The sequence below is a fragment of the Bifidobacterium asteroides genome, assembly GCF_030758775.1.
GTDB lineage: Bacteria > Actinomycetota > Actinomycetes > Actinomycetales > Bifidobacteriaceae > Bombiscardovia > Bombiscardovia kimbladii.
In genome coordinates, this window is record NZ_CP132384.1 from 142,645 (window position 1) to 167,575 (window position 24,931).

General features: G+C 59.4%; 18 protein-coding genes. 8 read left to right on the forward strand and 10 right to left on the reverse strand.

The annotated features are described in order from the left end of the window. Positions 1 to 499 precede the first annotated feature (499 nt). Entirely contained in the window at positions 500 to 3,286 is a 2,787-nt protein-coding gene (locus tag RAM15_RS00490) for a cation-translocating P-type ATPase (RefSeq protein ID WP_306221606.1), read from the forward strand. A gap of 59 nt (positions 3,287 to 3,345) precedes the next feature. Beyond that, positions 3,346 to 3,774: a nucleoside deaminase gene (locus tag RAM15_RS00495; RefSeq protein WP_306221607.1), complete on the forward strand. Its 429-nt coding sequence runs from the start codon at positions 3,346 to 3,348 to the stop codon at positions 3,772 to 3,774. A 9-nt stretch (positions 3,775 to 3,783) separates the two neighbouring features. On the opposite strand, the gene RAM15_RS00500 is transcribed toward RAM15_RS00495, so the two are convergent. Continuing rightward, positions 3,784 to 4,611, reverse strand: a complete 828-nt coding sequence (locus tag RAM15_RS00500; RefSeq protein WP_306221608.1) for a sulfite exporter TauE/SafE family protein — start codon at positions 4,609 to 4,611, stop codon at positions 3,784 to 3,786. A 222-nt stretch (positions 4,612 to 4,833) separates the two neighbouring features. Here RAM15_RS00500 and RAM15_RS00505 point away from each other — a divergent pair, with 222 nt between their 5' ends. The 4 genes from RAM15_RS00505 to ilvA all read left to right on the forward strand — a co-directional run bounded on the left by RAM15_RS00505 (position 4,834) and on the right by ilvA (position 12,132). Then, positions 4,834 to 5,808 (forward strand): ketopantoate reductase family protein, encoded by a 975-nt coding sequence (locus RAM15_RS00505; protein WP_045923818.1) that lies wholly within the window; start codon positions 4,834 to 4,836, stop codon positions 5,806 to 5,808. A gap of 60 nt (positions 5,809 to 5,868) precedes the next feature. Continuing rightward, the gene (locus RAM15_RS00510; RefSeq protein WP_306221609.1) at positions 5,869 to 7,779 is read left to right on the forward strand and encodes an alpha-glucosidase; all 1,911 of its coding nucleotides are present in this window, start codon (positions 5,869 to 5,871) and stop codon (positions 7,777 to 7,779) included. Positions 7,780 to 7,940: 161 nt separating this feature from the next. Then, positions 7,941 to 10,406 carry a bifunctional alpha,alpha-trehalose-phosphate synthase (UDP-forming)/trehalose-phosphatase gene (locus tag RAM15_RS00515; protein WP_306221610.1) on the forward strand — a complete coding sequence of 822 codons (2,466 nt, stop codon included), beginning with the start codon at positions 7,941 to 7,943 and terminating at the stop codon, positions 10,404 to 10,406. A gap of 460 nt (positions 10,407 to 10,866) precedes the next feature. Next, positions 10,867 to 12,132 (forward strand): threonine ammonia-lyase, encoded by a 1,266-nt coding sequence (gene ilvA, locus RAM15_RS00520; protein WP_306221612.1) that lies wholly within the window; start codon positions 10,867 to 10,869, stop codon positions 12,130 to 12,132. A 531-nt stretch (positions 12,133 to 12,663) separates the two neighbouring features. On the opposite strand, the gene RAM15_RS00525 is transcribed toward ilvA, so the two are convergent. From RAM15_RS00525 to RAM15_RS00550, 6 genes are all read right to left on the reverse strand, one after another. Further along, complete coding sequence (locus RAM15_RS00525; RefSeq protein ID WP_306221614.1) at positions 12,664 to 13,335, reverse strand: ATP-binding cassette domain-containing protein; 672 nt, start codon at positions 13,333 to 13,335, stop codon at positions 12,664 to 12,666. A gap of 25 nt (positions 13,336 to 13,360) precedes the next feature. Beyond that, positions 13,361 to 15,379: a bacteriocin-associated integral membrane family protein gene (locus RAM15_RS00530; protein WP_306221615.1), complete on the reverse strand. Its 2,019-nt coding sequence runs from the start codon at positions 15,377 to 15,379 to the stop codon at positions 13,361 to 13,363. A 550-nt stretch (positions 15,380 to 15,929) separates the two neighbouring features. Then, entirely contained in the window at positions 15,930 to 16,436 is a 507-nt protein-coding gene (locus RAM15_RS00535) for a hypothetical protein (RefSeq protein WP_306221616.1), read from the reverse strand. A 701-nt stretch (positions 16,437 to 17,137) separates the two neighbouring features. After that, positions 17,138 to 17,506 (reverse strand): hypothetical protein, encoded by a 369-nt coding sequence (locus RAM15_RS00540; protein ID WP_306221617.1) that lies wholly within the window; start codon positions 17,504 to 17,506, stop codon positions 17,138 to 17,140. Positions 17,507 to 17,549: 43 nt separating this feature from the next. After that, positions 17,550 to 17,765 (reverse strand): hypothetical protein, encoded by a 216-nt coding sequence (locus RAM15_RS00545; protein WP_306221618.1) that lies wholly within the window; start codon positions 17,763 to 17,765, stop codon positions 17,550 to 17,552. A gap of 877 nt (positions 17,766 to 18,642) precedes the next feature. Further along, positions 18,643 to 19,341 (reverse strand): hypothetical protein, encoded by a 699-nt coding sequence (locus RAM15_RS00550; protein ID WP_372338659.1) that lies wholly within the window; start codon positions 19,339 to 19,341, stop codon positions 18,643 to 18,645. Between the two features lie 113 nt (positions 19,342 to 19,454). On the opposite strand from RAM15_RS00550, the gene RAM15_RS00555 reads away from it, so the two are divergent. Beyond that, positions 19,455 to 19,859 carry a hypothetical protein gene (locus RAM15_RS00555; protein ID WP_306221620.1) on the forward strand — a complete coding sequence of 135 codons (405 nt, stop codon included), beginning with the start codon at positions 19,455 to 19,457 and terminating at the stop codon, positions 19,857 to 19,859. A 184-nt stretch (positions 19,860 to 20,043) separates the two neighbouring features. Next, on the forward strand, positions 20,044 to 21,240 hold the full coding sequence (locus RAM15_RS00560; protein WP_306221621.1) for a DUF4062 domain-containing protein: 1,197 nt from the start codon (positions 20,044 to 20,046) through the stop codon (positions 21,238 to 21,240). 58 nt (positions 21,241 to 21,298) lie between these two features. Here the strand turns inward: RAM15_RS00560 and RAM15_RS00565 are convergent, their stop codons facing one another. From RAM15_RS00565 to RAM15_RS00575, 3 genes are all read right to left on the reverse strand, one after another. After that, complete coding sequence (locus tag RAM15_RS00565; RefSeq protein ID WP_306221623.1) at positions 21,299 to 21,898, reverse strand: recombinase family protein; 600 nt, start codon at positions 21,896 to 21,898, stop codon at positions 21,299 to 21,301. Further along, a complete protein-coding gene (locus RAM15_RS00570) occupies positions 21,892 to 22,317 on the reverse strand; it encodes a hypothetical protein (RefSeq protein WP_306221624.1) in 426 nt (141 codons plus the stop codon). Before RAM15_RS00570 ends, RAM15_RS00565 begins: the two co-directional genes overlap by 7 nt. 1,304 nt (positions 22,318 to 23,621) lie before the next feature. Then, positions 23,622 to 24,377: a Sir2 family NAD-dependent protein deacetylase gene (locus RAM15_RS00575; RefSeq protein WP_306221625.1), complete on the reverse strand. Its 756-nt coding sequence runs from the start codon at positions 24,375 to 24,377 to the stop codon at positions 23,622 to 23,624. Positions 24,378 to 24,931 lie beyond the last annotated feature (554 nt).

Here is a 24,931-nt window from a genome sequence, read left to right on the forward strand (position 1 = left end):
ATCCCGGGCGGGCTGCCGCAGGCCCGACTAGCAGGGTTCGTTCGACCAATGAAGGAATCTTCGAGTGCAGGGTCGCATGAGGATCGACGTCGCATAGTCCAGTATACGGAATGGCGATATCCAGGAACAGTATTGATGGACAATGTGCGCTAAGTTGACACCTCCAGTCAAAACGGTGGACAGACTGCGCTCGCGATAGGCGAACATTTGTGAAAATCCGGCCCGGGGGTCCCCGCAAGCGCATGAAAGGCCGGCTTAATCGGTATACTCGTGAAGACCGGGAAGGCTCCGAACCTCCCAGCGGGCACTGCTTGCGGCGGCTGACCATGGAGCCCCATCTCCTGACCCCGGGGATTTGCGCGCACGCTATTGTTTCCCCGACGCTTTTGGACATCCCCCGGTCCAGAAGGAAGATTGCAAGAACGACTGCAGAGGGTCGCATGCGGGGACAAATGACCGATCCGGTTTGGAAAGGCCAGGTTGAACGATGACATCATCCATGACATCTACAAATATCAAGAATCAGAACGCATCGGCGGCAGGGACTGACATGCGTTTCGACGACACCGACTGGCACAGCTTGGAGACCTCGGCTGTGCTGGAGACCCTGCACGCCGGGGATCAGGGTTTGGATACGCAGGAGAGCGCACGCCGACTGGAGATCTTCGGGCCCAACAGCCTGGCTGAGGCCCAGGCCAAACCCCGTTGGAAGCTCTTCCTGGAGCAGTTCGCCGGCCCCCTGATCGCCGTTCTGATGGTCTGCGGCATCATCACCATTTTTCTGCAGCACTATGTGGACGCTGCGGCCATATTCCTGGTCCTTTTCCTCAACGCCATCATCGGCTATGTGCAGGAGTCCAAGGCCGACAAGGCCGTGGAGGCCCTGACGACCCTGTCCACCCCCACCACACGGGTGGTGCGCCAGGGCCGGATGGAGCAGATTGACGCCGACCAGCTTGTTCCGGGTGACCTGGTCCTCCTGGAGAGCGGCGATCGCATCCCCGCCGACCTGCGGTTGATCGAGGCCCTCCACCTGCGCATCGACGAGGCCATGCTGACGGGCGAGAGCGAGGATGCCAAGAAGAATACGGACCCCGTGGACCGTGACGCAGCCTTGGGCGACAGGCGATGCATGGCCTTCTCGGGCACCATGGTCACCAGCGGCCGTGGCCGAGGGCTGGTGGTGGCCACCGGTTCCGACACTGAGCTGGGCGAGATCAACGATCTGGTCCATGTGGCCAAGGGCCGCACGCCCCTGCAGCGAATCATCCACCGCACCGAGGTGGGCATCGCCGTCGCCGTCATTCTGGTGGCCATCTTCGTCTTCATCGGCGGAGCCATCCTCAATGGCGATGCCACGGGGGCCTTCCTGTCTGCAGTCTCTCTGGTGGTAGCCTCCATGCCCGAGGCTCTGCCCATCGTGCTGACCGTGGCCATGGCCTTGGGAGTCTCGAGGATGGCCGAATACCATGCCATCGTCCGTTCGCTGCCAGCGGTGGAGACTCTGGGCTCCATCACCGTCATCGGCTCGGACAAGACCGGCACGCTGACCCAGAACCGCATGACCGTGGAACAGTTCACCCTGGGCGGCGGCCAGCCGGTCCCCGTAGAGGGCCTGGACCTGGGCGCAGCGGCTGTATCCGACGACGACCGTATGAGCGGCCTGGCCGCCCTTGCCCGGGCCGGGGCTCTGACCAATGAGGCCCACCGGCAGCCGAATGAAGAAGGCGGCATCGAATACAGCGGCGACGCGGTCGACATGGCCATGGCCCGCCTGGCCGACCAGACCGGGGCCGTAACTACCGAAGACCTGGACGCTCCTATCGTCATGGAGACCCCTTACGAGCCGGAGCTGCTCCACTCCATGACCATCCGCCGCAGTCCGGACGGCACCCTGACCCAATACGTCAAGGGCGCCCCTGACGCGGTCATGGCCATGAGCCGAACCATGCTGGATCCGGATGGCCAGGTCGTTCCTCTGGACACCCAGGCCGTCCACAAGTCCTACGAAGCCATGGGTTCCCAGGGGCTGCGCGTCATAGGCGTGGCCAGCAGGGTCCTCTCCTCTGACCAGGACCCCGCCTCCCGCCGTCGACCTGACGACCTGACCTTCCTGGGGCTTGAGGGCATGCTCGACCCGCCCCGACCCGGCGTGCGCGAGGCCATCGCCGAATGCGCAGGGGCCGGCATCCGCGTGGTCATGATCACCGGCGACCACCCGGTGACCGCGGCCGCCATAGGCCGCCGCCTGGGTCTGGAGCACACCGACCAGGCGCTGACCGGCAGCGAGATGCTGGAGATGAGTGACGAGGTCCTTCGGGCCCGTCTGCGCGAGACCTCCATCGCCGCCCGTGTCTCCCCCCAGGACAAGCTGCGCATTGTGGAGGCTCTGCAGGAAGAAGGCCACGTGGTGGCTGTGACCGGCGACGGCGTCAATGACGCCCCGGCATTGAAGGCAGCTTCAGTGGGCATCGCCATGGGCCGTTCCGGCACTGACGTGGCCCGGGAGGCCAGCGATGTGGTCCTGACTGACGACAACTTCGTCACCATCACCCAGGCCGTGCGCCAGGGGAGGGTCATCTTCAAGGCCATCCGCGGGTCCGCCTACTTCCTCCTGTCCACGGCTGCGGCCGCCATGATCGCCGTGGGGGTCAATGTGATCGCCGAGGAGCCCCTGCTCTTCCTGCCCCTGCAGATGCTCTGGATCAACTTCGTGACCAACGGCGTCCAGGACATCGCCCTGGGATTCGAGCCAGGCAACGGTGATGAGCTGGAGTCGCCCCCGCGTTCGGCTGGAGAGGGCCTGCTCTCGCGAGTGCTTTGGGCGCGACTTGCCGTCTGCGGGCTCTGGATGGCCACCTGCATCCTGGTCCTCTTCCGCCTCAACATCAACGCGGGGATGGATCTGGCCCAAGCCCGGACCATGGCCCTGACCCTGTTGGTCCTCTTCAACTTCTTCGTCGCCATGTCGGCCAGATCCGAGAACAGGCTGATCTTCCAGCTCAATCCCTTGGACAACACCTTCCTTCTGGTGGCCTCGTTCGTGGCCTTGGGCATCCATGCGGGGGCCATGTATCTGGCTCCGGTTGCGGGCGTTCTGGGCATGGCCCCCTTGAGCGCGAGCCAGTGGCTCATCTGTCTGGTGATTGGACTGACGGTCCTGATCTTCAGCGAGGGCGACAAGATGGTTCGTGCCTTCCTTGCCAAGCGGGGCATCGACACGTCCGGGCGGCCCAAGAGCCACCTGCACCATATGCGCCGCCGCATCGCCGGCATGATCAACTGAACTGGCTTGTCGGGCTGGACTGCCAGACTGAACGCGTGCAGGAACGGTGGAAGGCGCCCATGGAGGAGGCCCTGCGGCTGGCTGGGATAGCCGGAGACCGGGGGGACGTGCCCGTGGGCGCCTTGGTCTTGGATGCCTCGGGCCGGGTCATCGGTCGGGGCTTCAACCAGCGGCAGGCCCTGGGCCGTCCCCTGGCTCATGCCGAGATGGAGGCCATCGGGGAATCCGACGCGGGCTGGGATCTGGCAGGGTGCACCATGGTCGTCACCCTGGAGCCCTGCCCCATGTGTGCCGGAGCCCTGATGGCCTGCCACTTCAGCAGAGTGGTCTTCGGCGCCTGGGACCCCAAGATGGGAGCCTGCGGGTCGGTCTGGGATCTGCCCCGTGACCCGCACACCGGGTCAAAGGTCGAGGTGCTGGGCGGCGTGTGTGAACAGCCATGCGCCGGGATTCTTGCCGACTTCTTCACACGGCACCGCCGGGACTGAGTCTTGTTTTCAGCGGTGGCTGTGATTGGCTCTGTACCGCTGGAAGGCCGGGGTGACCTGGAGGGCCGCCCAGATGCAGCGCAGGACGATCAGGCAGAGGTAGGCGGCGAACAGATTGGCGCCCACTCGCGCGCTGACCCCTGAGGCTGCCCAGGTGCCCACCGGCGTGGTCAGAGCAGCCACGATGCCTAGAAGCAGCCCCTGACCGGCGTGGACCAGGTGGTGCCGCAGGTTGGTGAATGTCCCTGACAGTGAACTGGGCAGGATGGCCAGCAGGGAGGTCCCCCTGGCGATCAGGTCGCTGGCGCCCAGCAGAGCCAGGGCAGGGACCGCTATGGCTCCGCCGCCAACGCCCAGCAACCCTGACAGGGTTCCGATCAGGATGCCGACCAGCAGAATGATCAAAGCCACCGCCGGGCTCAGCTGGATGCTGCTATCTCTGGAGGGCGTGGACAGCAGCTGCTGGGCAATGACTGCCATCAGGAAGCCCACATAGAGCCACCTGAGTATCACCTCTGGAAGCCGGTCCAGCAGCCAGGTGCCGATCTGCGCCCCAATGACCGTGCCCACGGCCAGCAGCAGGGCGGCCAGCCAGTCCACATGCCCGCCCAGGGCGTAGGAGGCCACACCGGCCAGCGACATGGGGATCATGGATGCCAGCGAGGTAGCCGAGGCCTGCCGTTGCTGCAGTCCGGTCCATACCAGGGCAGGCACGATGATCGATCCGCCGCCGATGCCGAACATCCCCGACAGGAATCCGCTGATCACGCCCACCAGGATCAGGATGGCCAGGGTCCGCCGATCCATCCTTCCGGCTCCTCTCTGTTCTTTCTGCATGGGTTCCAGCCTAGGTCGACGTTTTCGTCGGGATGGCGGGATGTCCGTGTATGCGACCAAGTCCTCCAAGGTGCAGGAATTCAGGCATATTCCAGTCCTTATGTCCACCATGCGACCGTTGCCTTGGTTCCCTTCTGCCGTCTCGGCATACTGCTTGGTATCCCCCGGGCCGGTCCCCGGAGGTGCGTTGTCTAATCAAGAAAATGAAGAGGGTGTGTTTCGATGCGTTATACGGTCATCGGTGCCGGAGCCATGGGCTATCGTCTGGGTGTGCTGCTGCAGGAGCAGGCCGGCCTGCAGGTGGATTTCGTGGATACCTGGATGCCCAATATTGACAAGGTTCATGACCAGGGAGGCGTCTATGTCTCCCGCGATCACGAAAATCGTCATTTGGTGCCCGTCAACATTTACACCCCCGAGGACTACAAGGGCGACCCCGATGTCTGGATCGTCATGCTCAAGCAGATGCAGCTGGAGGCTGTCCTGGAGCGTTGCGCACCGCTCTTCCGCGACCATCAGGTGGTCTTCTCGGCCATGAACGGCTGGGGGCATTTCGACAAGCTGCTCAAGTACTTCCCCAAGGAGCGCATCTACGGCGGCACGGCCATGATCGGCACAGTCCTCAACGGGCCGGGCGACGTGGACTTCATCGGCAAATCCGGGGCCGGCTCCATGCACCTGTGCGCCATGACCGAGCAGACCAGCGACCTGGAGCGCGGAATGGCCGAGGACTTCAAGGCCGCCAACCTCAACCCCATCCTGACCGAGAACTTCGAGGGCACCTGCCTGGCCAAGATCATCTTCAACTCGGTGGTCAACACCATCTGCACCATGTACCAGATCACCATGGGCCAGTTCATCTCCTACCCGGGCGCCAAGGATATGTCCCGCCAGCTGATCGACGAGGCCTATGACGCCTGCGAGCGGGCCGGCAAGCAGCTGATCCAGACCCGTCAGGAGACCCTGGACGAGGTGGACTATGTCAGCCGCGTGGGCAATCCCCTCCACTACCCCTCCATGTATCAGGACATGTCCAAGGGCCGCCCGACCGAGGTGGATTACATCAACGGCTATCTGGCACGTCTGGGACGCGAGCATGACTACGTCTGCCGGACCCAGGAGTTCCTGACCCACGGCGTCCATCTGGCCGAGCTGGCTTTCCGCGTCCATCATGAGGAGCAGGCCAACCAAGGGTGAATGGGTGATTTATAGTGGGGGTGGCACAAGGACGTCCGAACCCGTCCGGCCAGGAGGATCATGACCCAGGAAGAACGCATGCAGCTGCCCGACCGGGTGCGGACCAACGGAGCCACCCCCAACCCCTGGTGGGCCAATGCGGTGGTCTACCAGATCTATCCACGGTCCTTCCAGGACACGAACGGCGACGGTTACGGCGACCTGCCGGGCATTACCCAGCGTCTGGACTACCTGGCCGATCTGGGCGTGGACGTGATTTGGCTGAGCCCTGTCTACCGATCTCCCCAAGATGACAACGGGTACGACATCTCCGACTATCAGGACATCGACCCCATCTTCGGCACCATGGACGATATGGACGAGCTTTTGGACCAGGCCCACCGTCGGGGCATCAAGGTGGTCATGGATCTGGTGGTCAACCACACCTCGGACGAGCACGCCTGGTTCCAGGCCTCCCGCAACAAGGATGACCCGCACGCCGACTGGTACTGGTGGCGTCCCGCCAAGGCCGGCCACGAACCCGGCACCCCGGGCGCAGAGCCCAACCAATGGGGGTCCTACTTTGGGGGCTCCGCCTGGCAGTACGATCCACAGCGAGGCGAATACTACCTGCACCTGTTCTCTAAGAAGCAGCCTGACCTCAACTGGGAGAACCCCCAGGTCCGGCAGGCCGTCTTCGACATGATGAATTGGTGGATGGACCGGGGCATCGACGGGTTCCGCATGGATGTGATCGTCATGATCTCCAAGACCGTCGACCCCGAGGGTCGTCTGCCCGGCGAGGACGGATCGGCCATCGCTGACGGTCCCGTGGGGCCTGAGGGGTACTCGTCCTCGGTGCCCTTCTGCGTGGACGGCCCCAGGCTGGATGAGTTCCTCCAAGAGATGCGCAGCCAGGTCTTCCAGGGTCGGCAGGGTTACCTGACCGTGGGGGAGGCTCCCAGTCTGGCGCCTGCCCGCAGCGGGCAGATCACCGATCCGGCCAACCACGAGCTGGACATGCTCTTCCTCTTCACCCAGACCGAGGTTGACACCGGGGACAGCAAGTGGGACATCCGCCCCTTCCAGGTCTCCCGGCTCAAGGCGGTCATGGACGAGCAGCAGCAGGCCGTGGCCAAGGCCGGATGGGCCAGCCTCTACTTCGACAACCACGACCAGCCCAGGATCGTCTCCCGTTGGGGCGACACCTCCAGCGAGGAGCTGCGCTCGCGTTCGGCCAAGGCCCTGGGGCTCCTCCTGCACATGCATCGGGGAACCCCCTACATCTATCAGGGCGAGGAGCTGGGCATGACCAACGCCGGTTTCACCAGCCTTGACCAGTACCAGGATCTGGAATCCATCAACCTCTACCATCAGCGGGTCGACCAGGCGCACGAGCAGGATCCGGAGTCCATGATGGCCGCCCTGGCCTATATGAGCCGCGACAATGCCCGCACCCCCATGCAGTGGGATTCCACCAAGTTCGCCGGCTTCACGGCTTCTTATGCTCCCAAGGAGCCCTGGCTGGCCGTCAATGCCAACCGGGACAAGGTCAATGCCAAGACCGAGCTGCGTGACCCTGAATCGGTCCTGGCCTTCTACCGTGAGCTGATTCGTCTGCGTCATACCAATCCGGTCGTGGCGGCCGGCGACTTCACCCTTCTGGATCCGGATGCGGACCAGATTTACTCATTCACCCGTTGCCTGGACCAGGCGCCGGAGCCCAAGTCGGGACCCGAGGCTGCCAGTGTTCTGGATGCCCTGCCCTGCCTGCGCCTGCTGGTTGTGGTCAATCTGAGCAGCCGCCCGGCCTCGCTGCCTCCTGAAACCGCAGCGCTTCTGGGCTTGGACCAGACCGGATTCACCTCTATGGCTCTTGGGGCTGTGGACCCCGACCGGATCCTCATATCCACCTACCGGCCCGAGCAAACTGCCAGCTCACTGCTGACCGGTCGTCTCTCCCCATGGGAGGGTTTCGTCTACCGACTCTGAGGAAACCCCGTCGCCGGCACAACTTCCAGGCTAGAGTGGAAGTCAGCGATGCCCCGATGGGCCTGTGGGACCGGATGGGTCCCCCGGGTCCAGGGGCGATGGGTCCGCGCCGTGGTCAATCCCGACGATTCCGGTACGGACGGGAATAGAAAGCGGGTTGCATGTCTCGTCTGATCATTGTCTCCAATCGTTTGCCCATGTCACTGCAGGCGCAGGAAGACGGCTCCTACACCTTGCACCAGAACGTGGGGGGACTGGCCACGGCCATCGGCCCCTACCACCGTTCCCATAAGGACTGCCTCTGGATCGGCTGGAGCGGCATCGATCCTCAGAAGTACTCGGAAAAGGAGCTGGACCGCATCCGTCAGGCCTACCGGGAGAGCCGGTGCATTCCTATCTTCCTGAGCAAGGAGGAGCTGAACGGATACTACGCCGGGTTCTCCAACAACACCCTCTGGCCGCTCTTCCATGACTTCTCGCACGAGGCCGTCTTCCGCCAGGAGGACTGGGAGATGTACCGCAAGGTCAACATGCGTTTTGCACAGGTGGTGGAGCCGCTCATCCGCAAGGGCGACACCATCTGGGTCCAGGACTACCACCTGATGCTCCTGCCCAAGATGTTGCGCGAACGTTACCCTGATGCCTCCATCGGCTGGTTCCTGCACGTGCCCTTCCCCAGCGCCGAGATCTTCCGCTCCCTGCCCTGGAGCCGCGAGATCCTGGAGGGCGTCCTGGGCGCCAACCTGATCGGCTTCCACACAGTGGACTTCTCCGCCAGCTTCCTGGCTTCGCTGCACAGGCTGCTGCCCGAACTGCCGGTCAACCGGGACGGCGTGGTCGAGATGCCTGACGGCCACCGAGCGGCCATCGACGCCTTCCCCATCGGCATCGACTACAACCTCTACCGGCGTACCGCCCACTCCGGCCTGGCCCGGGCCATGCGTCGAGGAATCGATGAGGTCTGCGGCAAGTCACCCCGTCATCGCTACCGCACCTCGGTGACTGCCGAGGGCGTGGCGGCCAACGAAGCCGCCACATCGGACGCCAACTGGTGGAGCCACTACATGGAGAAGGACATCCCCGAGTCCACGCTGGCCAAGCAGGCGGCTTCCTCGGTGGGCAGCCGCTCCAACAAGGTCATCGTTTCGGTGGACCGGCTGGACTACACCAAGGGTCTGCCCGAGCGGCTTCAGGCCTTCGGCCGCATGCTGGACAAGTACCCTGAGTGGGTGGGCCATGTCACTTACTACCTGCTGGCCACCCCCTCGCGCGAGGTCGTCGAGTCCTATCAGCGGCTCAAGGCCCAGGTGGACCAGTTGGTGGGGGAGATCAACGGCCGCTACTCCCTGTTGGCCTGGACCCCCATCCATTACATCACCCGCTCCCTGTCCATCAAGCCGGTCTGCGGCATCTACACGGCTGGAGACGTAGCCCTGGTCACCCCCCTGCGTGACGGGATGAACCTGGTGGCCAAGGAGTACCTGGCCTGCCATGACGGACGCGACGGCACCTTGGTCCTGTCGGATATGTGCGGGGCTGCCGACGAGCTGACCGATGCCTTCATCGTCAATCCCTACGACATCGACATGGTCTGCGAGGCCCTGCACAACGCCCTGGAAATCACCCCCGAGGAGTCCAAGCGGCGCAACATCCGCATGCAGGCCCGGCTCAAGGTGCGCACCGCAGCCAACTGGTGCACCTCATTCCTCGACTCCCTGCGGCAGGTATCCACTCCGGGCATGACAGACAGGAGGCTGCGTATGGATCACCACAACGCCATCGTTCGTCAGTGGGACGGCGCCCATCGTCGTCTGGTCCTGTGCGACTATGACGGGACGCTGACCCCGCTTGTTCGCCGTCCTGAGCGGGCCAAGCCCACCCAGGCCCTTCGCCGCCTGCTGACCCAGGTGGGAAGCAATCCCGATGTGGACTTCCTGCTGGTCTCCGGCCGCAGCCATCAGATCATGCAGGACTGGTTCGGCGACCTGCCGGTGGGGCTGATTGCCGAGCATGGCGCCTGGAACCGCAACCTGCCCGGCAGCGAATCGGACGAGTGGCAGCGGGCGCAAGGCCTGCCCGACTCCGATACCTGGCAGAAGGTGATCCGGCCCATCATGGATGAGTCGGCCACCAGGGTCCCCAACTCCTTTGTGGAGAGCAAGTCCGATGCGGTGGCCTGGCACTACCGGATGAGCGATGCCCAGGTGGCGGAACAGGAGCGTCAGGATCTGCTCCATCGCCTGCGCGGAGTAGTGGTCGGCCTGGGGCTGATGATCATGGAGAACTCCAAGGTCGTCGAGGTCACCCCTGTGGCCACCAGCAAGGGTCAGGCCATCCTGCCCTTCGTCAACAGCGATGATTACGACTTCATGATGGCCTTGGGCGACGATGAAACGGACGAGACCATGTTCGCCGTCATGCCCGATAAGGGCTGGACCATCAAGGTTGGGCCGGGCCAGACCAAGGCCCGGTTGCGGGTCAATGACCCGACCGCGGTCACTTTGCTGCTGGCCGACCTGGGTGCCGGTGTGGCCCGTGACTCCAATGAGCCCGTGGCCTCCCATGACTTCCGCGACGACCATACCGTGGTCGACGAGGCGCATGCCCAGCTCACTGACGAGAAGTGAGGCAGACGGCCGCCGGCCGTCGCCGGTGACTGCTCGTGAAGTCCGTCAAGTTCACGGGCGGGCTGTTGGCAATTGCCACCCACCGGTGACGGCTTGTGGCGACCACAGACGGATGACCATTGGCGGTCGGTTGCGACCGTTGCCTGTTGGTGGCGACTGGTGAGGGCTGTCGGCAACTATTGGCTGCAGACGGACTTTTTGTTCATCCATCATGCCCACTTGTTTGCCCGACTCGGTCGCATCGGCGTACCAATCTGTCTGTCGGAACTGATTCATTTGTTGTTTGCTTGGTTGTTGGTCTAGTTGTTTTTGGTTGTTTCAGATCCGCTCTCATGCCTGTTCGGTCCTCGGGTGCCCAAACGTTCGATTGCTCACATGTTTTGGATTTTCAGTATGTTTAGGTGTCCACCATGTTGACGGATGACCCCATTGGTCGGGCCCGGCCGACCATACTTGGAGCATGGATACTTCAACAATCACTGCCTGTCTTGAGTCCGATCATGCCGCTGATCTGCGCAAAGCCGCCCAACGTCTGGAAGGTGTGGCCCGTCATACCCTTATCGAGGAATCCGATGACCTGGGTGCTCGGATAGGCCATCGTGTTCTGCTCAAGCCGGAGAATCTGCAGCTGACCGGATCCTTCAAGATTCGCGGAGCTTACAACAAGGTGGCCTCGCTGAATCAGGACGAGCTGGATCGCGGGATCGTCACCGCTTCCGCTGGCAATCATGCCCAGGGGGTGGCTTTTGCTGCCCGCAGCCGGGGCGCGAAGGCCACGATTGTCATGCCCCGGATCACGCCGCCCCTCAAAGTCGATGCCACTCGGGCCTATGGTGCCGAGGTTGTCCTGCAGGGCGAGGTCTTCGATGAAAGCTCTGACTACGCCTTGGGTCTGGCACGTGATCGCGGCATGACCTTCGTCCCGCCTTTTGACGACTACGAGGTCGTCTGCGGTCAGGGAACCATCGCCATGGAGATTCTTCAGGACGTGCCCGATGTCACCGATATCGTGGTTCCCCTGGGTGGGGGCGGGCTGGGCGCCGGAGTGGCGCTCGCTGTAAAGACTTTCAAGCCAGACGTCAGGGTCATCGGAGCCACCCCGGTCGGTTCTCCGGCCTGGCGTGAATCTCTGACAGCTGGTCATGTGATCGCAGCGGATCAGATGCGTACGGCCGCCGAGGGCGTGGCCGTCAGGCGTCCCGGCGATCTGAACTATGCCCTGCTCAGCCGCTATATGGATGATCTGGTCCAGGTGACCGAAAGCGACATCTCCGAGATGATCCTATTCATGCTGGAGAAGCACAAACTGGTGGTCGAGGCAGCTGGCGCCGTCTCCCTGGCAGCCCTGGGACAGTTGGATCTGCAGTCCGATGTCTTCCGGTCGGCCCCAGGGCCGCATGTGATTGTCCCCATCATCTCTGGCGGTAACATCGACACTGTCACCATGGGTGCGGTCATCCAGCGGGGGATGATCTCCCGCGGGCGCATCATGCAGTTCGGCGTGGAGCTGCCCGACGTTCCTGGTCAGCTGGTCAAGGTGGCCACGGTCCTGGCCGATCTGCGTGCCAATGTGATCGAGCTCAACCACGACCAGTTCAAATCCTCCGGCCACTATGACAACGGCGTGCTCTTGGAGGTGACCGTGGAGACCAACGGCCCCGACCACATCACCCAGATTTTGGATACCTTGCGCAGTCGAGGCTTCCAGGTCCATCAGAACTACTGAGCACTATGTCAAGATTGGATCCGGTGCCCGTGCCCGGCATCCGATGTTCGGGGACAATGATGGACAATGATCATCGCCGCGAGAACAGTCGGAATCGCCGATGCCTTTGCTGGGCTTGGCTGATGGGCCCTGCTGGTTCTTGAAGGTCCAATCTATGGCGATTCTTGTGCTGCCTTGCGTCTCATCACAGTCGGAGTCCCTTTCTTGATGCTCTCATGAGGCCTGCCCTCTGCGCCGGCATCGGTCAGGGCCGCGACCCAGAGAGCGGCCACATGCTTCAGCGACTGTTTGAATCTGGTGACGAAGTTTCGTGTTTTGGCGTAGTTCGAGCCCATTTGGTTCTGGAGCGAATTCCGTGTCTCGGCCTGTGGAGGGGAGCATGATGACGCGGCTGGTGTTGTGCTTCTTCTGGCGCACGACTTGGGTGCTTATCCGCACCATGAGCAGCCTGGCCTTCTCCCTGTACGGCCGGATGCGGGTAATGCCCTTCCCCGGGGTCGTCACGGTCTGCGGGTGGAGGACGTGGGTGTATCAGCCTATTTCGATGATCGATGAACAGATTTTCTTTATTTCCTCATTGTGTGTTGAGATGATGACGGCAGAGCCTTGTTGGGCAAGTTCGCATAGTATGTGTATGACGACGTTGGCGTTGTCTTGATCCAGCGCAGAAGTCGGCTCGTCTGCAAGAATGACACCCGGCTGTTTGAGCAGGAGCCTCGCGAGGGCGATTCTCTGTTGTTCCCCGCCCGATAGGGTGTAAATCTTTTTCTTCTGCGCGCCATTCATTCCGACGATGTCAAGTACGCTTTCGATTCGTTCGTCCCGTTCCTTGCGATGCTCGCGCTTCTTTATTTTGAGTGGGATCTGCAGGTTACGCGATACATTCCACTGTTCGACAAGACCATAGTTCTGGAATAGGAATCCTATCTTTTCGCGAAGACACACCCGCTGCCCCTTCCGGCTCTTATGCAAATAACCGGAACGGAATGTCCTTTCATTGTAAGTGACCGATCCTTCATCGAAGTCCTCCAACAAGCCGATGCAGTTGAGCAGGGTCGTCTTGCCTGCGCCGGACGGCCCGCTCACTGCGACTATGGAACCGGGTCCAGCGTCGAAGGACAGCCTCGACCATAACGTGTGTTCCGCAAATCTCTTGGTAAGTCCTTCGACTTGCAATGTCGGCTGCCTGCCTGCGTCTGTCATATGCATCTCCCTCCGCACCGCGGATTCACAGGCGTTTGATGTCGTCGGCACGGAACCTTGATTCGTATGCCGATACGGTAATGGCCATGATGAGGCTGGATCCGGCGAAGAGCAATGCTCCAGCCACCAGATCCGCAACCTTGTTCATCGAGCCGATAATGCCGACTGCCATGAGGACCAGCAGCACCCCGGTATTCTGCATGACAAGAAAGCCTCCATGTCTTCTGAAGAACCCGTATCCATGGATGAATTGGACGAAGGAGAGTCTGCGCCGCCTTGCACAATACGCGGCCGAGCACACAAGGATGGCCATCATGGCAGCGGCCAGACCGAACGATATGGCTATGATGTCCCCGCGTTGCTCGTTCCGGGATAATGACAACGTATACGCTACCGAGTCCTTGGCGTTATCAATACCCTGGAAGTATCCGGAGATTCCATAATGGTCCAGCTTGCTTTGCAAGAGTTCCGGATCAGAGAACAATACACTATCGCTTGATGTGTATGACAGGTATACCATGGGGCTCATCAACCCTGACGATGGGGATGTGACGGCTACCACTGGATCCTTCAAAGACAGCTTCTGCTGATCTTCCGCAGGCATGAACTGCGTTCCCGAGAAGAGGGATATGTCTTGGCCCGAACGTGTGCGGACCAGGACGCCGTGAGGGTTGCAGGAATGTCGTTTCTGTTTCTGGGTGACACCCAGTTGGCACTTTCCCTTGAAATATTCGGCGTATTCCTTCAACAAGGCTCCGGGGTCCCTTTTATATGATGAAGGCACCAGGAGTGTGAAAGCCCCGATATCTTTTCCAACCACTCTAACCGGTTTCCCATCAAGTCCGGCAATGGGTTGTTTGTCGAGATAGTTCGGGCTCACTATCACCGAATCGGATCCGTCCGGTTCATAAGGATCATCGTTGCCATCATCGGAAAAAACGGAGTCACCGTTATACCCGACCAACATCACCTTCCCTCTGCTGTCAAGATCCTCGATCACTTTCATCAGGGGAGGCGCTGCCCGGAGCCCATCCTCGTGTGGGGTGTTGGTGTTGACTGACAGCCTCAGGACATATTGATCCGAGATGCGAGACCACTGTGCCAGGGACCGGCTGGTGCTCCGTACCGCGCTGATCCTATTCAGAGACCCGCTGATGGTGCCAAAGAGAACAGCCACCACCATGAACTGGGCAAAACCCGCGATGATGCCATCACGGAGTTCGTCGCCCTCTCCGTTGAGAACGGCGGGTATTCGATCGCGGAATGTACTGGCACCACCTAAAGCCAACGCCAGGAAGACAAGATATGCTGTCAATACAGCCACGGCGATAAGCAGCGCTCGGAGGAGTCGCCAAATCTGGTGGAAGCCGTTGACAAGCCAGAGGAAAGGCAATCCCATCAAGGCAATTGTCATCAATCCCACGGCGAGCGTGGCGAGCAGCGGAACCAGCTCGCCGACGAGTATCCTTCCGCTGGTATAACCGTGCATCGCCTTGACCGCATGTATCTTCCTGTTCCTGGATAGGGAATACGCGGTGGACACCACCAATGTGATGGCGATGATAGCGACTCCCGCCCAAAGGCCACCCTTTCCTAACGCGTATACCGTCGCATTCATCCAGAGGCCTCGTGATTCGTCAACCACTATCCGAGAACGTGACAAAGCCTTGGCGAGCTGTTCCATATGCGACCTATCCGCATTGGTCGCATAGCTTCCGCGCAAGTCCTGGGTGGTAATCTCTTCAAAAGAAACCACCTTCGTTGACTGGCCACGCGTTGAAAAGGAAGGATAATCGTACCCTCCATTTCGTTGAAAAGACTTTTGGTCACCCACAAAGGCCACGAGAACACGAGAATTCATTGAGTTACGAAATGAAGGTTGGATCTTGAAGACATTGATCCCCAAAGTTCTTGAAGCTTGGGCAATCGCACGCACAGCATCCGCCTTCGTCGCGGTATCAACCCTCTCGACGGTGAAAGAGGTACCAGTACCCGCAGGAAGCTCCTGGTCGATGGTGATAAGCATCTCGAATGTCACCACCATGGTGAGAATCAAGGAAGCCCAAATCGTCAACCGTTGAATCCAGTGAATTCGCAAATCAACTCACCCACCCAAAACAAAGAGCAGTCCTGCCGGCATGTGTCTGCACCGCATCACCGGTGATGCGGTGCAGACACCATTCCAGCCGACAAGGCAGGAGCTGCCAGTGATGAAGCAACAACTTTCCCAAACTTCCTCATAGGCTTCTCCTTTGAAAGCAAATATGAGGCGAAAACATTCTACCGCTGACTATTTTACTCCATAAACACAGCTAACTCATTCCGGCCTCTCACACATTGAGACTGCTCTCATGTCACTGACACCGATGTGGAAATCCGAACTGGTACGATGACGCCACCACTCCTGGAACAATACCCCTGCCGGAATTCGAACAATACATCCAAGACCAGTTTGCTTGGCTACACTCACACTATGAGCATGGGATGTTTAGTGGATGCAGTGCGGAATCATGTAGAGGATCCCGCTGGTGATGACACTGGGGGGATGCCGGCGGTCAGCCATTTGCGGATCTGGTGTCAGTCGAGTCGGATGCTCAATCGTCCGATCTGCTCGCTGGCCTGTTGTCTATCGAGTGAGGCCAGGGCCTCGTCGAGGTGCCGTGGACGTTGTGGGCGAGCGAGTCGAGCCTGCTTTTCTGCTCGCTCTGCAGCCTCAAGGGCCGCTCGTTCACGCGCCGCTGCTCGTCGTGCATCTTCCTGAGCTGTGTTTCATTCCTGCTGGCCGTTTGCTCCACGCTCTCCTCGAACGCCTTGTAGCCAGAGAGGATGACCTTCCTTGAGGCTTCGTTCTGCCTGTCGCCTAAGTCCTCTAATCGCTGCAAACTGGTCAGCAGCATCTGGTTGGCCTGTTCCGTCGTGCAGGTTATCGCCTCCAACTGCTCCTTGAGGTTCAACTGGCTGCTGAAGGCGAGCCGTATCTGCGCGCTCTGGTAGTTTCTGAGCTCCTCGAGACCTGCCTCGCCTCGCGCAGTCGTGCGCTCAGGTCCTCCTTGTTGCTCTGGTTCGGGTTCTCGTCCAGGTCTCCTTGTTTCGTCCAGCAAGGATTGCAGTTCCCCGGCCACGCTCTTAATCTGTTCGCGCAGCTTCTCGATGGGCGTCTCTCCAATGACCGCGAAGCGAAGTCATCCACCGTCAAAATCAAAATCAAAAATTCAAGTTTTCTAGTATAGGTATATAGGTATATAGGTATATAAGGGATCTCTGATTAGATTTAATGCGCGTGGGGCTAAGAGGGTTTGCTGCATTCAAAGTCCCTCAAATTACATTCAAGGTCCATCTCTTGAATTTGGTCTGATTGTGGCTTATCTGGACGTGATTGCTGTCTGCGCTGGTTGATGCACTTGGGGTGTGTTGATGATGGTGGTTTCGTGATTGCTGGTGGGTCTGATGCTTGGGTGGTTACGTTTGGTGGGCTGTGATTGCTGGTGTTTTATGGATGTGGTGGGCTGGTTTCGGACCCTTTCTGGGATAACGGTGAAATGCTCGTTTCTGACTGCGGCAGTTCTTCCGGCGCGCACGCCCAGCTCTGTTCTTTCCTGCCGGCTCCGGCAGGCTTGTACCGCATGCATGGAGGTGGAGAATCTGTCCACCAGGAGGATGGCCCAGGACCGGCTGGCCGTCCTGGACATGCCCTGCGGGATCGCCTACGTGCAGCCAACCGCATGACCGCATAAACGAAGGCACCCCCGGACCCGTCATTCATGGGTTCCGAAGGCGCCCTTGCGTCTTGGTGCGGTGGCCATCAGGCGGTTGTCGGCTGCTTGTCTGTGGCCTGGACGTCCCGAGCGACGGCCTTGCGGATGATGGCCGACTTGGGGATGCCCCCTTCTTGGTCAGCCGGCTGGCCTTGTCGTCCAGGTCCTTGGGCACCCTGACCCTTCAGGCGCGTCGAGCGGTCCGTGCCTTGGCCCGCCGCTCCTCCAGCTTCTCCAGATTCACCAGACTCTGGGCCATGAGCAATGCGGCCTGCTCGTCGGTCAGCAGCGGGGCGCCGGGGTCCCGCCGGACGGCGGCCTCCGGGTGGTGGATCAGCTCCCCCCCCCCCCCGGTCGGCTGCGCGGATCATCGCATCGATGTCCTCCTGGTTCTTGGATGTGATTTGCCTGGCCATTTTGCGCTCCTTTCCCTTCCTGCACGCCTGTCGCTCTCCGCCCTCACCGGGTGGTCTCGGCCCGGCGCAGGCGCATCTGGTCGAATTCCTCCTGGAGGTCGCGGAAGAACTCGTCCTCATCCACTCCGCGGTTCGGATCCTTGCGTCGTACGGAGCCTGGTATGACGTCCAGGCGCTCCCCGCGTTCGGCCTTGGCGTTCATCTCCTCCATCTGCTGGCGCTCCTCTTCCGTCTTAGGTTCGTACTCGTATTCGTTCATGGCTATTCTCCTGTACCCAATAACATGGCTTTTTTAAATTATTGGTCGGTGTTGTCTGGCCGTCTATCGGTCGTGCTTGTGCGACCTGATCAGCCACCGCCACACGTCGGTGACGGTCATGATCTGGAAGGCGACGAAATCTCCTGGCCCGGCTTCCTTGATTATGGCCTCGTTATGGCCTTGATGCAGTCCTCTTCGAGCGCCTCAGGATGCCTGGACCCGACGAACACCACGGCATCCAGCCCATTCCGATCCTGAATCTCCTCTTTGCCTGCACGATGCAGGACGGCATAGCCGATTTCCTGGCAGGCGTTACACCATGCCCGCCGCCACTTCTGGCCATCTTGAGCGTTTGAGCTCCTCTCTCCCCCGCCCTCCATCCATATGGCACCACACTGACGACCTACAGTCAAAGGCCGCACTCTTTTCCTCTGGGTGTTCCTTGGATCTTCCAGCCGCGGCCCTGCTTTTCCACCTGGCTCCGGCAGGCCCACGCCTTATACACGCCCAAAGCTGTCAAGCCGTATTTTGGCAAGCATCCTATGATCGACCTGATCCAGGTCGCCGGAGCGCGGGGCGGGAGCCCCGCCGTCACGCCCGGCCTTTTTCCATGGGCGTACGCCCCCATGCGTCTTTACGATAAGGGCCATGGCAAGCGAGGAAGTGTCTCCGGAGGACAAGGCCAGGACCGAGCAGGTGGCCGACAGCATCATCGGCCAGCTGCTGGCGGGCCAGCGGATGACCCTGCTCGACGAGGACTCCCCCAGGGGCCGCTACCTGCACGCCCTGATCGAACGGGGCCGGCAGGAGCACCTGATCGACATAGGCCGGTCCATGGGGCACCTGGCCTGGGTCACCCGCGAGCAGGCCGAGCAGATCAACGAGTGGTATGCCAGCCGGCGGCCTCGATGGTGGCCAGGGCCTGGGCCTTGTAGCCCAGGTAGAAGGCGCTCCGGGCCGGGGCGTCCAGATGGTCCGGGTAATGGTCGCCCACCGGGGTGACGGCCCGTGCCAGATGCAGGTACCATCTCCGGTCGGCCTTGGAGGGGCCTGTGCGCAGGCGCCGATCGAGCGCGGGGATGCCGTGGGACGGGCGGGCGGCTGTGCTGCATAGCGTCTGCCTGAGAAGGGGTTTGAACGTTCCCGGGCTGTTGAGCCGGCGGATCTGCGCCGCGTACATGTAGTAGACCCTGCCCAGCCGGTAGCCCAGGCAGTCGGAGTCCTCGTGCGTGCCCGGCCCGAGTATCCCATGGGGGCAGGCCTTGTCGGGCCTCCTGGCGTAGTAGGCGCGCAGGAGCATGGCATCCGTGCCGCTCACATCGCCGGCCCTGCGGATGTCCTCCTCCACCAGGCGGGGCAGCTCGGCCGGGTAGGGGCCGTCGGCGTCTTCGGGCGGCGGGGTCTGCCGAATGCCGGCCTGATGCAGGAGGGCGTCAGGGTACCTGGAGTCGGCGTCGTCGGACCAGCAGACCACCGAGACGGCCCTGCCGATGGGCGCATGCCATCCTGGCGTCGCCAGCATGTAATTGAGCGCATCCGCATAGGCTGTCGCCTCCTGGGCGCCGACCGGGGACACCAGGCCCCGCTGCTTGCCGTATGACCATATGGAATATGTGGTACATATTTTATGAATTTTGGCCAGAGGCGGGTAAATACTGTTGTCCATAACGGCGTGGTGGGGAGGCATCCATGATGGGGATACGGAAGAAATTCAAGGAGCTAAAGAATCAAAAACTGACTCTTTTTCGCCCAGACGATACTCAATGGCTAACCCTTGGACAGCTCCAGCAGAGGTATGACGACCTCAAAGACCAGCGCGACAAGCAAATGGATCATGCACAGCGCCTGCTCGCGTTGTGCGCAGTGTCCAGCTTCATCTCCTTCATGTCGCAGCCCGCCTGGAAGAAGCTTAAGAGCACTCCGCCGAAAGTATTGCTTGTTATCTGCACTATCTCATTGGTGACCATTGTATTTTTGATCGCTGCGGTGATCATAGCTGATCTATACAGCCCCATAAAAACCCCCCATGCTGGTAAACGCCACAGCACAGGCACAGCCACAATCCACGGGGGAAAACCAAAAAAACCTCCTTGACGAGTGGAAGGCACAGGTCGATATATTGGAATCTCATAATAACTTACGAGAAGCCATAATTATCTTTGCCTATGCCGCTTATGCAGTTGCCTTGGATGGAATCATTGTTTGTTTTCTCCCCGTGTAATCCGAGAGGGAAAGCAGCTGAGCCAGGAATCTTGTAGCTTGGTCTTATGATTTTCCTATGGAAAGCTATGCAAAAAAGAAAATAAACCATACCATAAATGCACTTAAACAATTCGATCCAGACAAACACCCCGAGCTTTTCGATGAAATTCTCTATGGAAGGTACCTGGCTAGGCAAAGCGATTTTCCAGAGTTGGCCAAATTTCTGACCGTTGCTCAAATTAAACTGGCCAGCTGCGTCCTGCCTCTTAATAAGTCGATAAGCGGCGAAAGTAAATTAGAAATTCTTCTTAAAAACTTAATAGATACAATAGGTGCTCTGAGTGCTTTCGACAAAACGATAAGGAATGAAGCCGATTATGAGGTGGATTACGGCAATAACTTTCCGGAGGCGCAGATTCAACACGCCATTCAAGTTCTACAATACAGGCCTTCATATTGGGAGGAACCTGGACCTCAGGATAGATTCAATGTACTGCCGTTAACGAGACGCCCCATGTTTGCAGTGAAGCGTGTTCATACTCCAGGCTATGTTATAAATTCACCAAAAATTCATTCTGATGCAGCGGAGTCACTACCACAGCATTTGATCTTGTCCAACGGAACCTACCGATTACACGTATCGCAAGCAAATTCGCCAGAAAAAGGACAGGATCCGCAGGGGCACCAGCAGGGCACAACACAAGCGGAGCAGGCTGGGCGGAAGCATTACACGGTGTTCGTCGGCTCGACCTTCGAGGATATGAAAGACATCCGTGCGGCTGTGCTGCGGCGGCTGAACTCCTCGGAGGAATACAAAGCGATCGGCATGGAAGACTTCACGGCCGCCAACGGAAGACAGCTCCCATACATCAAGGAAAGGCTCAAGGACACCGACATCTACGTGCTTATCCTGGGCGGCAAGTACGGCAGCCTCATATCCAAGGACGACAAGGACCGGCCGGACGAGGAGGACAAGAGCTATACGCAAAAGGAATATGAGCTGGCCATGGCAGACCCTGATATCAAGGTGCTGTGCTTCGTGTGCGAGAAGCCTGAGGAATTGCCTCCTGATAAGCGAGAAGAGACCGACTGTAAACGCAAACTGCTCACAAAATTTAAAGATAAAGTGGGAGCCGAACACAAGTACATGCCCTGGGTCGCCCAAGACAGCCCGGAGAAGATCGCAGGCGACGTTTACCAGTCTCTGGCCCAAATGGACAAAAGCGCCCTGCGAGGCTGGGTCAGAGGAACATCGGGTTCCTCGGCCAAATAGGGCTGTCTGGCCCGGACAAGCGGCACCGTCCCGTCAGAGGCAGGGCCAGGCAGGCGCCTTAAGCCGGCGCGGCTGTTCCTTCAGAGGTTTGCCTGGTGCTGTTTTTCCCTGCCCGTCCGATCGCCTTGTAGATGGTGCTTCGGCTGACGTTGAACCTGGCGGCTATCTCCTTGACGGTCACGGTCCTGGAGTCGTACAGCTGGCGCACCATGGCGACGTCCTTGTCGGAGAGCTTGTATGGGCGGCCTCCTTTCCTGCCGCGCGCCCTGGCCGCCGTCAGGCCGGCCATGGTGCGTTCCCGGATCAGGTCCCGCTCGAACTGCGCCAGGGCGGAAAAGATGTTGAAGACCAGCACCCCTCCAGGCGTGCTGGTGTCCATGTTCTCGGTCAGGCTGCGGAACCCCACCCCCTGCTTATGGAACCGGTCCATCAGATCGACCAGGTTCTGCACGCTGCGCCCGAGACGGTCGAGCTTCCACACCACCACCGTGTCGCCCTCGCGCAGCGCCTCCAGCATCCGGTCCAGCTGGGGGCGGCTGGCCTTGGCACCGGAGGAATGATCGACATAGATCCTCCCGCAACCCGCCTTCCTCAGCGCGTCGGTCTGCAGATCCTCGTTCTGCTCAAGCGTACTCACCCTCGCATAGCCGATCAGCATGCACCCTCCCCCCGGCCGGCCGACGGCGACTTCAGCCGCCTTACATGGGCCCGCTTTGGAAACCGACGGTGATAGACCGGACGGTTACAGACCGGACGGTTACAGACCGCCATATGGGTCTCTTTGTATGGGCCTTCCCTGGGAACGATGCGTTCGTTGATGATCTGCACCAGATAGTCGACCGCCAGCACGGTAACAGCCACAGAGAAGATCAGCGAATAATCTTCCCCTCCGCCGTGATCCTCGTTCCACAGATTGAAGAACAGCAGGAAGATCATGCCTATGACGGGATAAGGCGTGGTGCGGATCCACCATCTGCTCGGCCGCATACGTTCAAGATCGAAAAAAACGTCGTGAAAATAGAGAAACCATGCCGTTAGCTCAACCAGGGTAAGAAGCCCGAGACAAACGGATGGCATTGTCGGCACCCTGTTCGTAGGAACGAGCTTATCTCCATCGATTTCTGAAGTGAATTGCACAAAGGAGACTGAAATACAGAAGACGTATACCAAGTGAAGAAGCAAACAAGTTAGCATCTTGCTTGTAATCCTCATACGCAGAGAGGCTGAACGTCTGCTTACCTTGAGGATAAGATACACCGGTCCGGATAACAAACTCAGAACTGCAACTATATACCACAGACCAAAATAGGCTAGATCAGCTTTGCCAAAGAAGACTAGGCCTATATGAACACAGCAGGCGAAAGACAGGACCTCTAACGCAAGAAACACGAAGAGTCCGCGTAGTTCGTGCGGTTGGGATGACGGTATTTCCCTAATAAACGAATCTATATAATCACTTGTATAAGCGTTGATTCGCTTAAACACACGCACATACTTGCTTAGTAGCTTCATGTCCACTCCCTGCCCTCGAATCAGTTTATCTTCCCATACGATTATCGTACTTAGATTAAAGAACAAGTAAAACGACAAATAGGCAACATTGGTTCTTCGGATATGGAGGACAAGCCAGATGTCTATAAAACGGTCGTTTCTTCAGCAGGCGAGAGACGCTGGTGCTTTTCACGATGAATTCGGACTTGTGATCATGCCTTTCAGGCGAGTTTGGGCTCGGCCATTACATGTTTGATCTACTTGGTGACTATCTGAAAGCTAGATTCTATATCGGAAGCGTCGGAGTTCTGCTGGGATAAGACGTTTCAGGCTTATGGCTCTACTAAAAGTATGCTATCGGGCATGAAAGGGTTCCGATGGGACGTATGGCTGGAAGCCAGCGGGGTGCCCGCTGATCATTGTGGCGTGGCTATGGGTATTTTGAAACAAAGGATTGACTCTGTTGGTGCTGCAAATAGGTTGAGAGACAGGATGGGGCGAGTTGAATGCCGAGGAGCGGGGGAGTGCGGTTATTCCTATCCGAATTTTAAAGGCCCTATTGGTATCTGGTCCCAGTCCTCGTCAGTACTGATGGGGCGTGTCCAGGGCATCATAGCTTTGCTCGGGCGGGAAGACTTTAGCTTCCGGAGTCGGTTCGCCGTCCCTCTTCTGAGGCAGGGTTACGCTTCCTGATGCAGAGTATCCGCGTGATAGGGGCGCCGAGGTTCCGAAGCGACGCTGACAAGGGACCGTACAGGCGGAGTCTGTCTGTAGTGAGACGGAAGACGGCTCAAGGATTGCCATAGTGGGCCCTGCAGGTTCTTGCAGGGCCCATCAGAAATCTGCAAATCGCAGACCTGTTCCAATAATTGCGTGGAAAGGTTAGGGAATCAACTCTGGCCGGCGATGGTCTTGTCAACGAGCTTGGGCAGCGCTTCTTCGATGGGTTCGTGGATGAGCCGGGTTGCCAGGGAATCATACTGGGTCGAACCCATGTTCATGATGGTGATTGGCACGCCTGCCTGGGCTGCCACCGGCACCAGCGAGGCCGCCGGATAGACCTCCAAGGTGGAGCCGATCACCCAGAATTGATCAGCCTGGCTGGCCAGTCTCATGCTCTTTTCCATGGCTCCCTCGGGCAGGGCCTGACCGAAATAGACCACATCAGTCTTGATGATGCCATTGCAAGGCATGTTGCCTTGGTAGGGCATGGGCTTGTGGCAGTGTGGATCGGGTTCCTGATCGAGCTTGGCCATGATGTCGGCCGTCCGATATGCCTGACCGCATTTCATGCAATGGGAACTGCCGATGGTCCCGTGAAGGTTCACGATGACGTCCTCGGAGTTGCCGGCTTTCTCGTGAAGGGCATCGAAGTTCTGCGTAGCCAGCAGGTTCAGCATGCCTGCCTGCTCCAGCTTGGCCAGTGCCTTGTGCGCTACTCCGGGCTGGGCCTTCCAGACAGGCGACTCCTTCTGCCACCGCCATGAATACTCCCGCTGCTTCTTGTCGCTCATGAACAGGTCCAGGTCATAGACATTCATCTGATCGGGATGCTTGGTCCAAACCCCGTCAGGCCCGCGAAAATCCGGTATGCCGGCGGAAGTCGAGATTCCCGCCCCGGTCAGTACTGCAATTGTTGTGCTCATACACCCGTCTTACCATCCGCCAACAGAATCCACGGTCCGAAGCCCAGCATTGTGCGCGAATATGCATCTATATCAACATGAACATTTATGAGTTGTGGATGACTGACGATCGGAGACGGAAAGAGGACTCCGCACCGGATATGGCCGCCTATAAACAAAATTCGGAAGGATTATGACAGGGCAATGCTGACACGCCGATTCAGCTGTAATCTGACCGATACTTTGTGAATAAAGTGTGTGTATGGAGCTGTGATGCTGCGCTGAAGTCCCGTCTCGGTGAGGCTCGAAGTTTTAAAAGGACGTGTTGCGACACGCCGTTTAAAGGCTTGTTATTGCTTGTTTTTAGGGTCTTCGCAGGAGAGCTGAGTTGCGTTTTGGCCGGCTCGTGGTAAGTTTATCTCTTGCTGCTCAACACGGCGGTTCTTCTTCCGGGAGGAAGTAGGATGGCTTGTTGGTGTGGTGGTGGTTTGAGAACTCAAGAGCGTGTTTGTGCTACTTATAGCTTTTTGATTGCCAGTCCGATGCCCGCCCGGCTGTTGTCGGGTACGTGGGAG

What these genes read in the sequence shown, in the direction of transcription:
- RAM15_RS00515 (WP_306221610.1), top strand. Translation starts at nt 7,941, where the DNA reads ATGTCTCGTCTGATCATTGTCTCCAATCGTTTGCCCATGTCACTGCAG.
- RAM15_RS00505 (WP_045923818.1), top strand. Translation starts at nt 4,834, where the DNA reads ATGCGTTATACGGTCATCGGTGCCGGAGCCATGGGCTATCGTCTGGGT.
- RAM15_RS00565 (WP_306221623.1), bottom strand. Translation starts at nt 21,898, where the DNA reads ATGCTGATCGGCTATGCGAGGGTGAGTACGCTTGAGCAGAACGAGGAT.
- RAM15_RS00525 (WP_306221614.1), bottom strand. Translation starts at nt 13,335, where the DNA reads ATGACAGACGCAGGCAGGCAGCCGACATTGCAAGTCGAAGGACTTACC.
- RAM15_RS00510 (WP_306221609.1), top strand. Translation starts at nt 5,869, where the DNA reads ATGACCCAGGAAGAACGCATGCAGCTGCCCGACCGGGTGCGGACCAAC.
- RAM15_RS00575 (WP_306221625.1), bottom strand. Translation starts at nt 24,377, where the DNA reads ATGAGCACAACAATTGCAGTACTGACCGGGGCGGGAATCTCGACTTCC.
- RAM15_RS00570 (WP_306221624.1), bottom strand. Translation starts at nt 22,317, where the DNA reads ATGCCATCCGTTTGTCTCGGGCTTCTTACCCTGGTTGAGCTAACGGCA.
- RAM15_RS00495 (WP_306221607.1), top strand. Translation starts at nt 3,346, where the DNA reads ATGGAGGAGGCCCTGCGGCTGGCTGGGATAGCCGGAGACCGGGGGGAC.
- RAM15_RS00500 (WP_306221608.1), bottom strand. Translation starts at nt 4,611, where the DNA reads ATGCAGAAAGAACAGAGAGGAGCCGGAAGGATGGATCGGCGGACCCTG.
- RAM15_RS00490 (WP_306221606.1), top strand. Translation starts at nt 500, where the DNA reads ATGACATCTACAAATATCAAGAATCAGAACGCATCGGCGGCAGGGACT.
- RAM15_RS00555 (WP_306221620.1), top strand. Translation starts at nt 19,455, where the DNA reads ATGATGGGGATACGGAAGAAATTCAAGGAGCTAAAGAATCAAAAACTG.
- RAM15_RS00530 (WP_306221615.1), bottom strand. Translation starts at nt 15,379, where the DNA reads ATGGTGGTGACATTCGAGATGCTTATCACCATCGACCAGGAGCTTCCT.
- RAM15_RS00545 (WP_306221618.1), bottom strand. Translation starts at nt 17,765, where the DNA reads ATGAACGAATACGAGTACGAACCTAAGACGGAAGAGGAGCGCCAGCAG.
- RAM15_RS00560 (WP_306221621.1), top strand. Translation starts at nt 20,044, where the DNA reads ATGGAAAGCTATGCAAAAAAGAAAATAAACCATACCATAAATGCACTT.
- RAM15_RS00540 (WP_306221617.1), bottom strand. Translation starts at nt 17,506, where the DNA reads ATGGCCAGGCAAATCACATCCAAGAACCAGGAGGACATCGATGCGATG.
- ilvA (WP_306221612.1), top strand. Translation starts at nt 10,867, where the DNA reads ATGGATACTTCAACAATCACTGCCTGTCTTGAGTCCGATCATGCCGCT.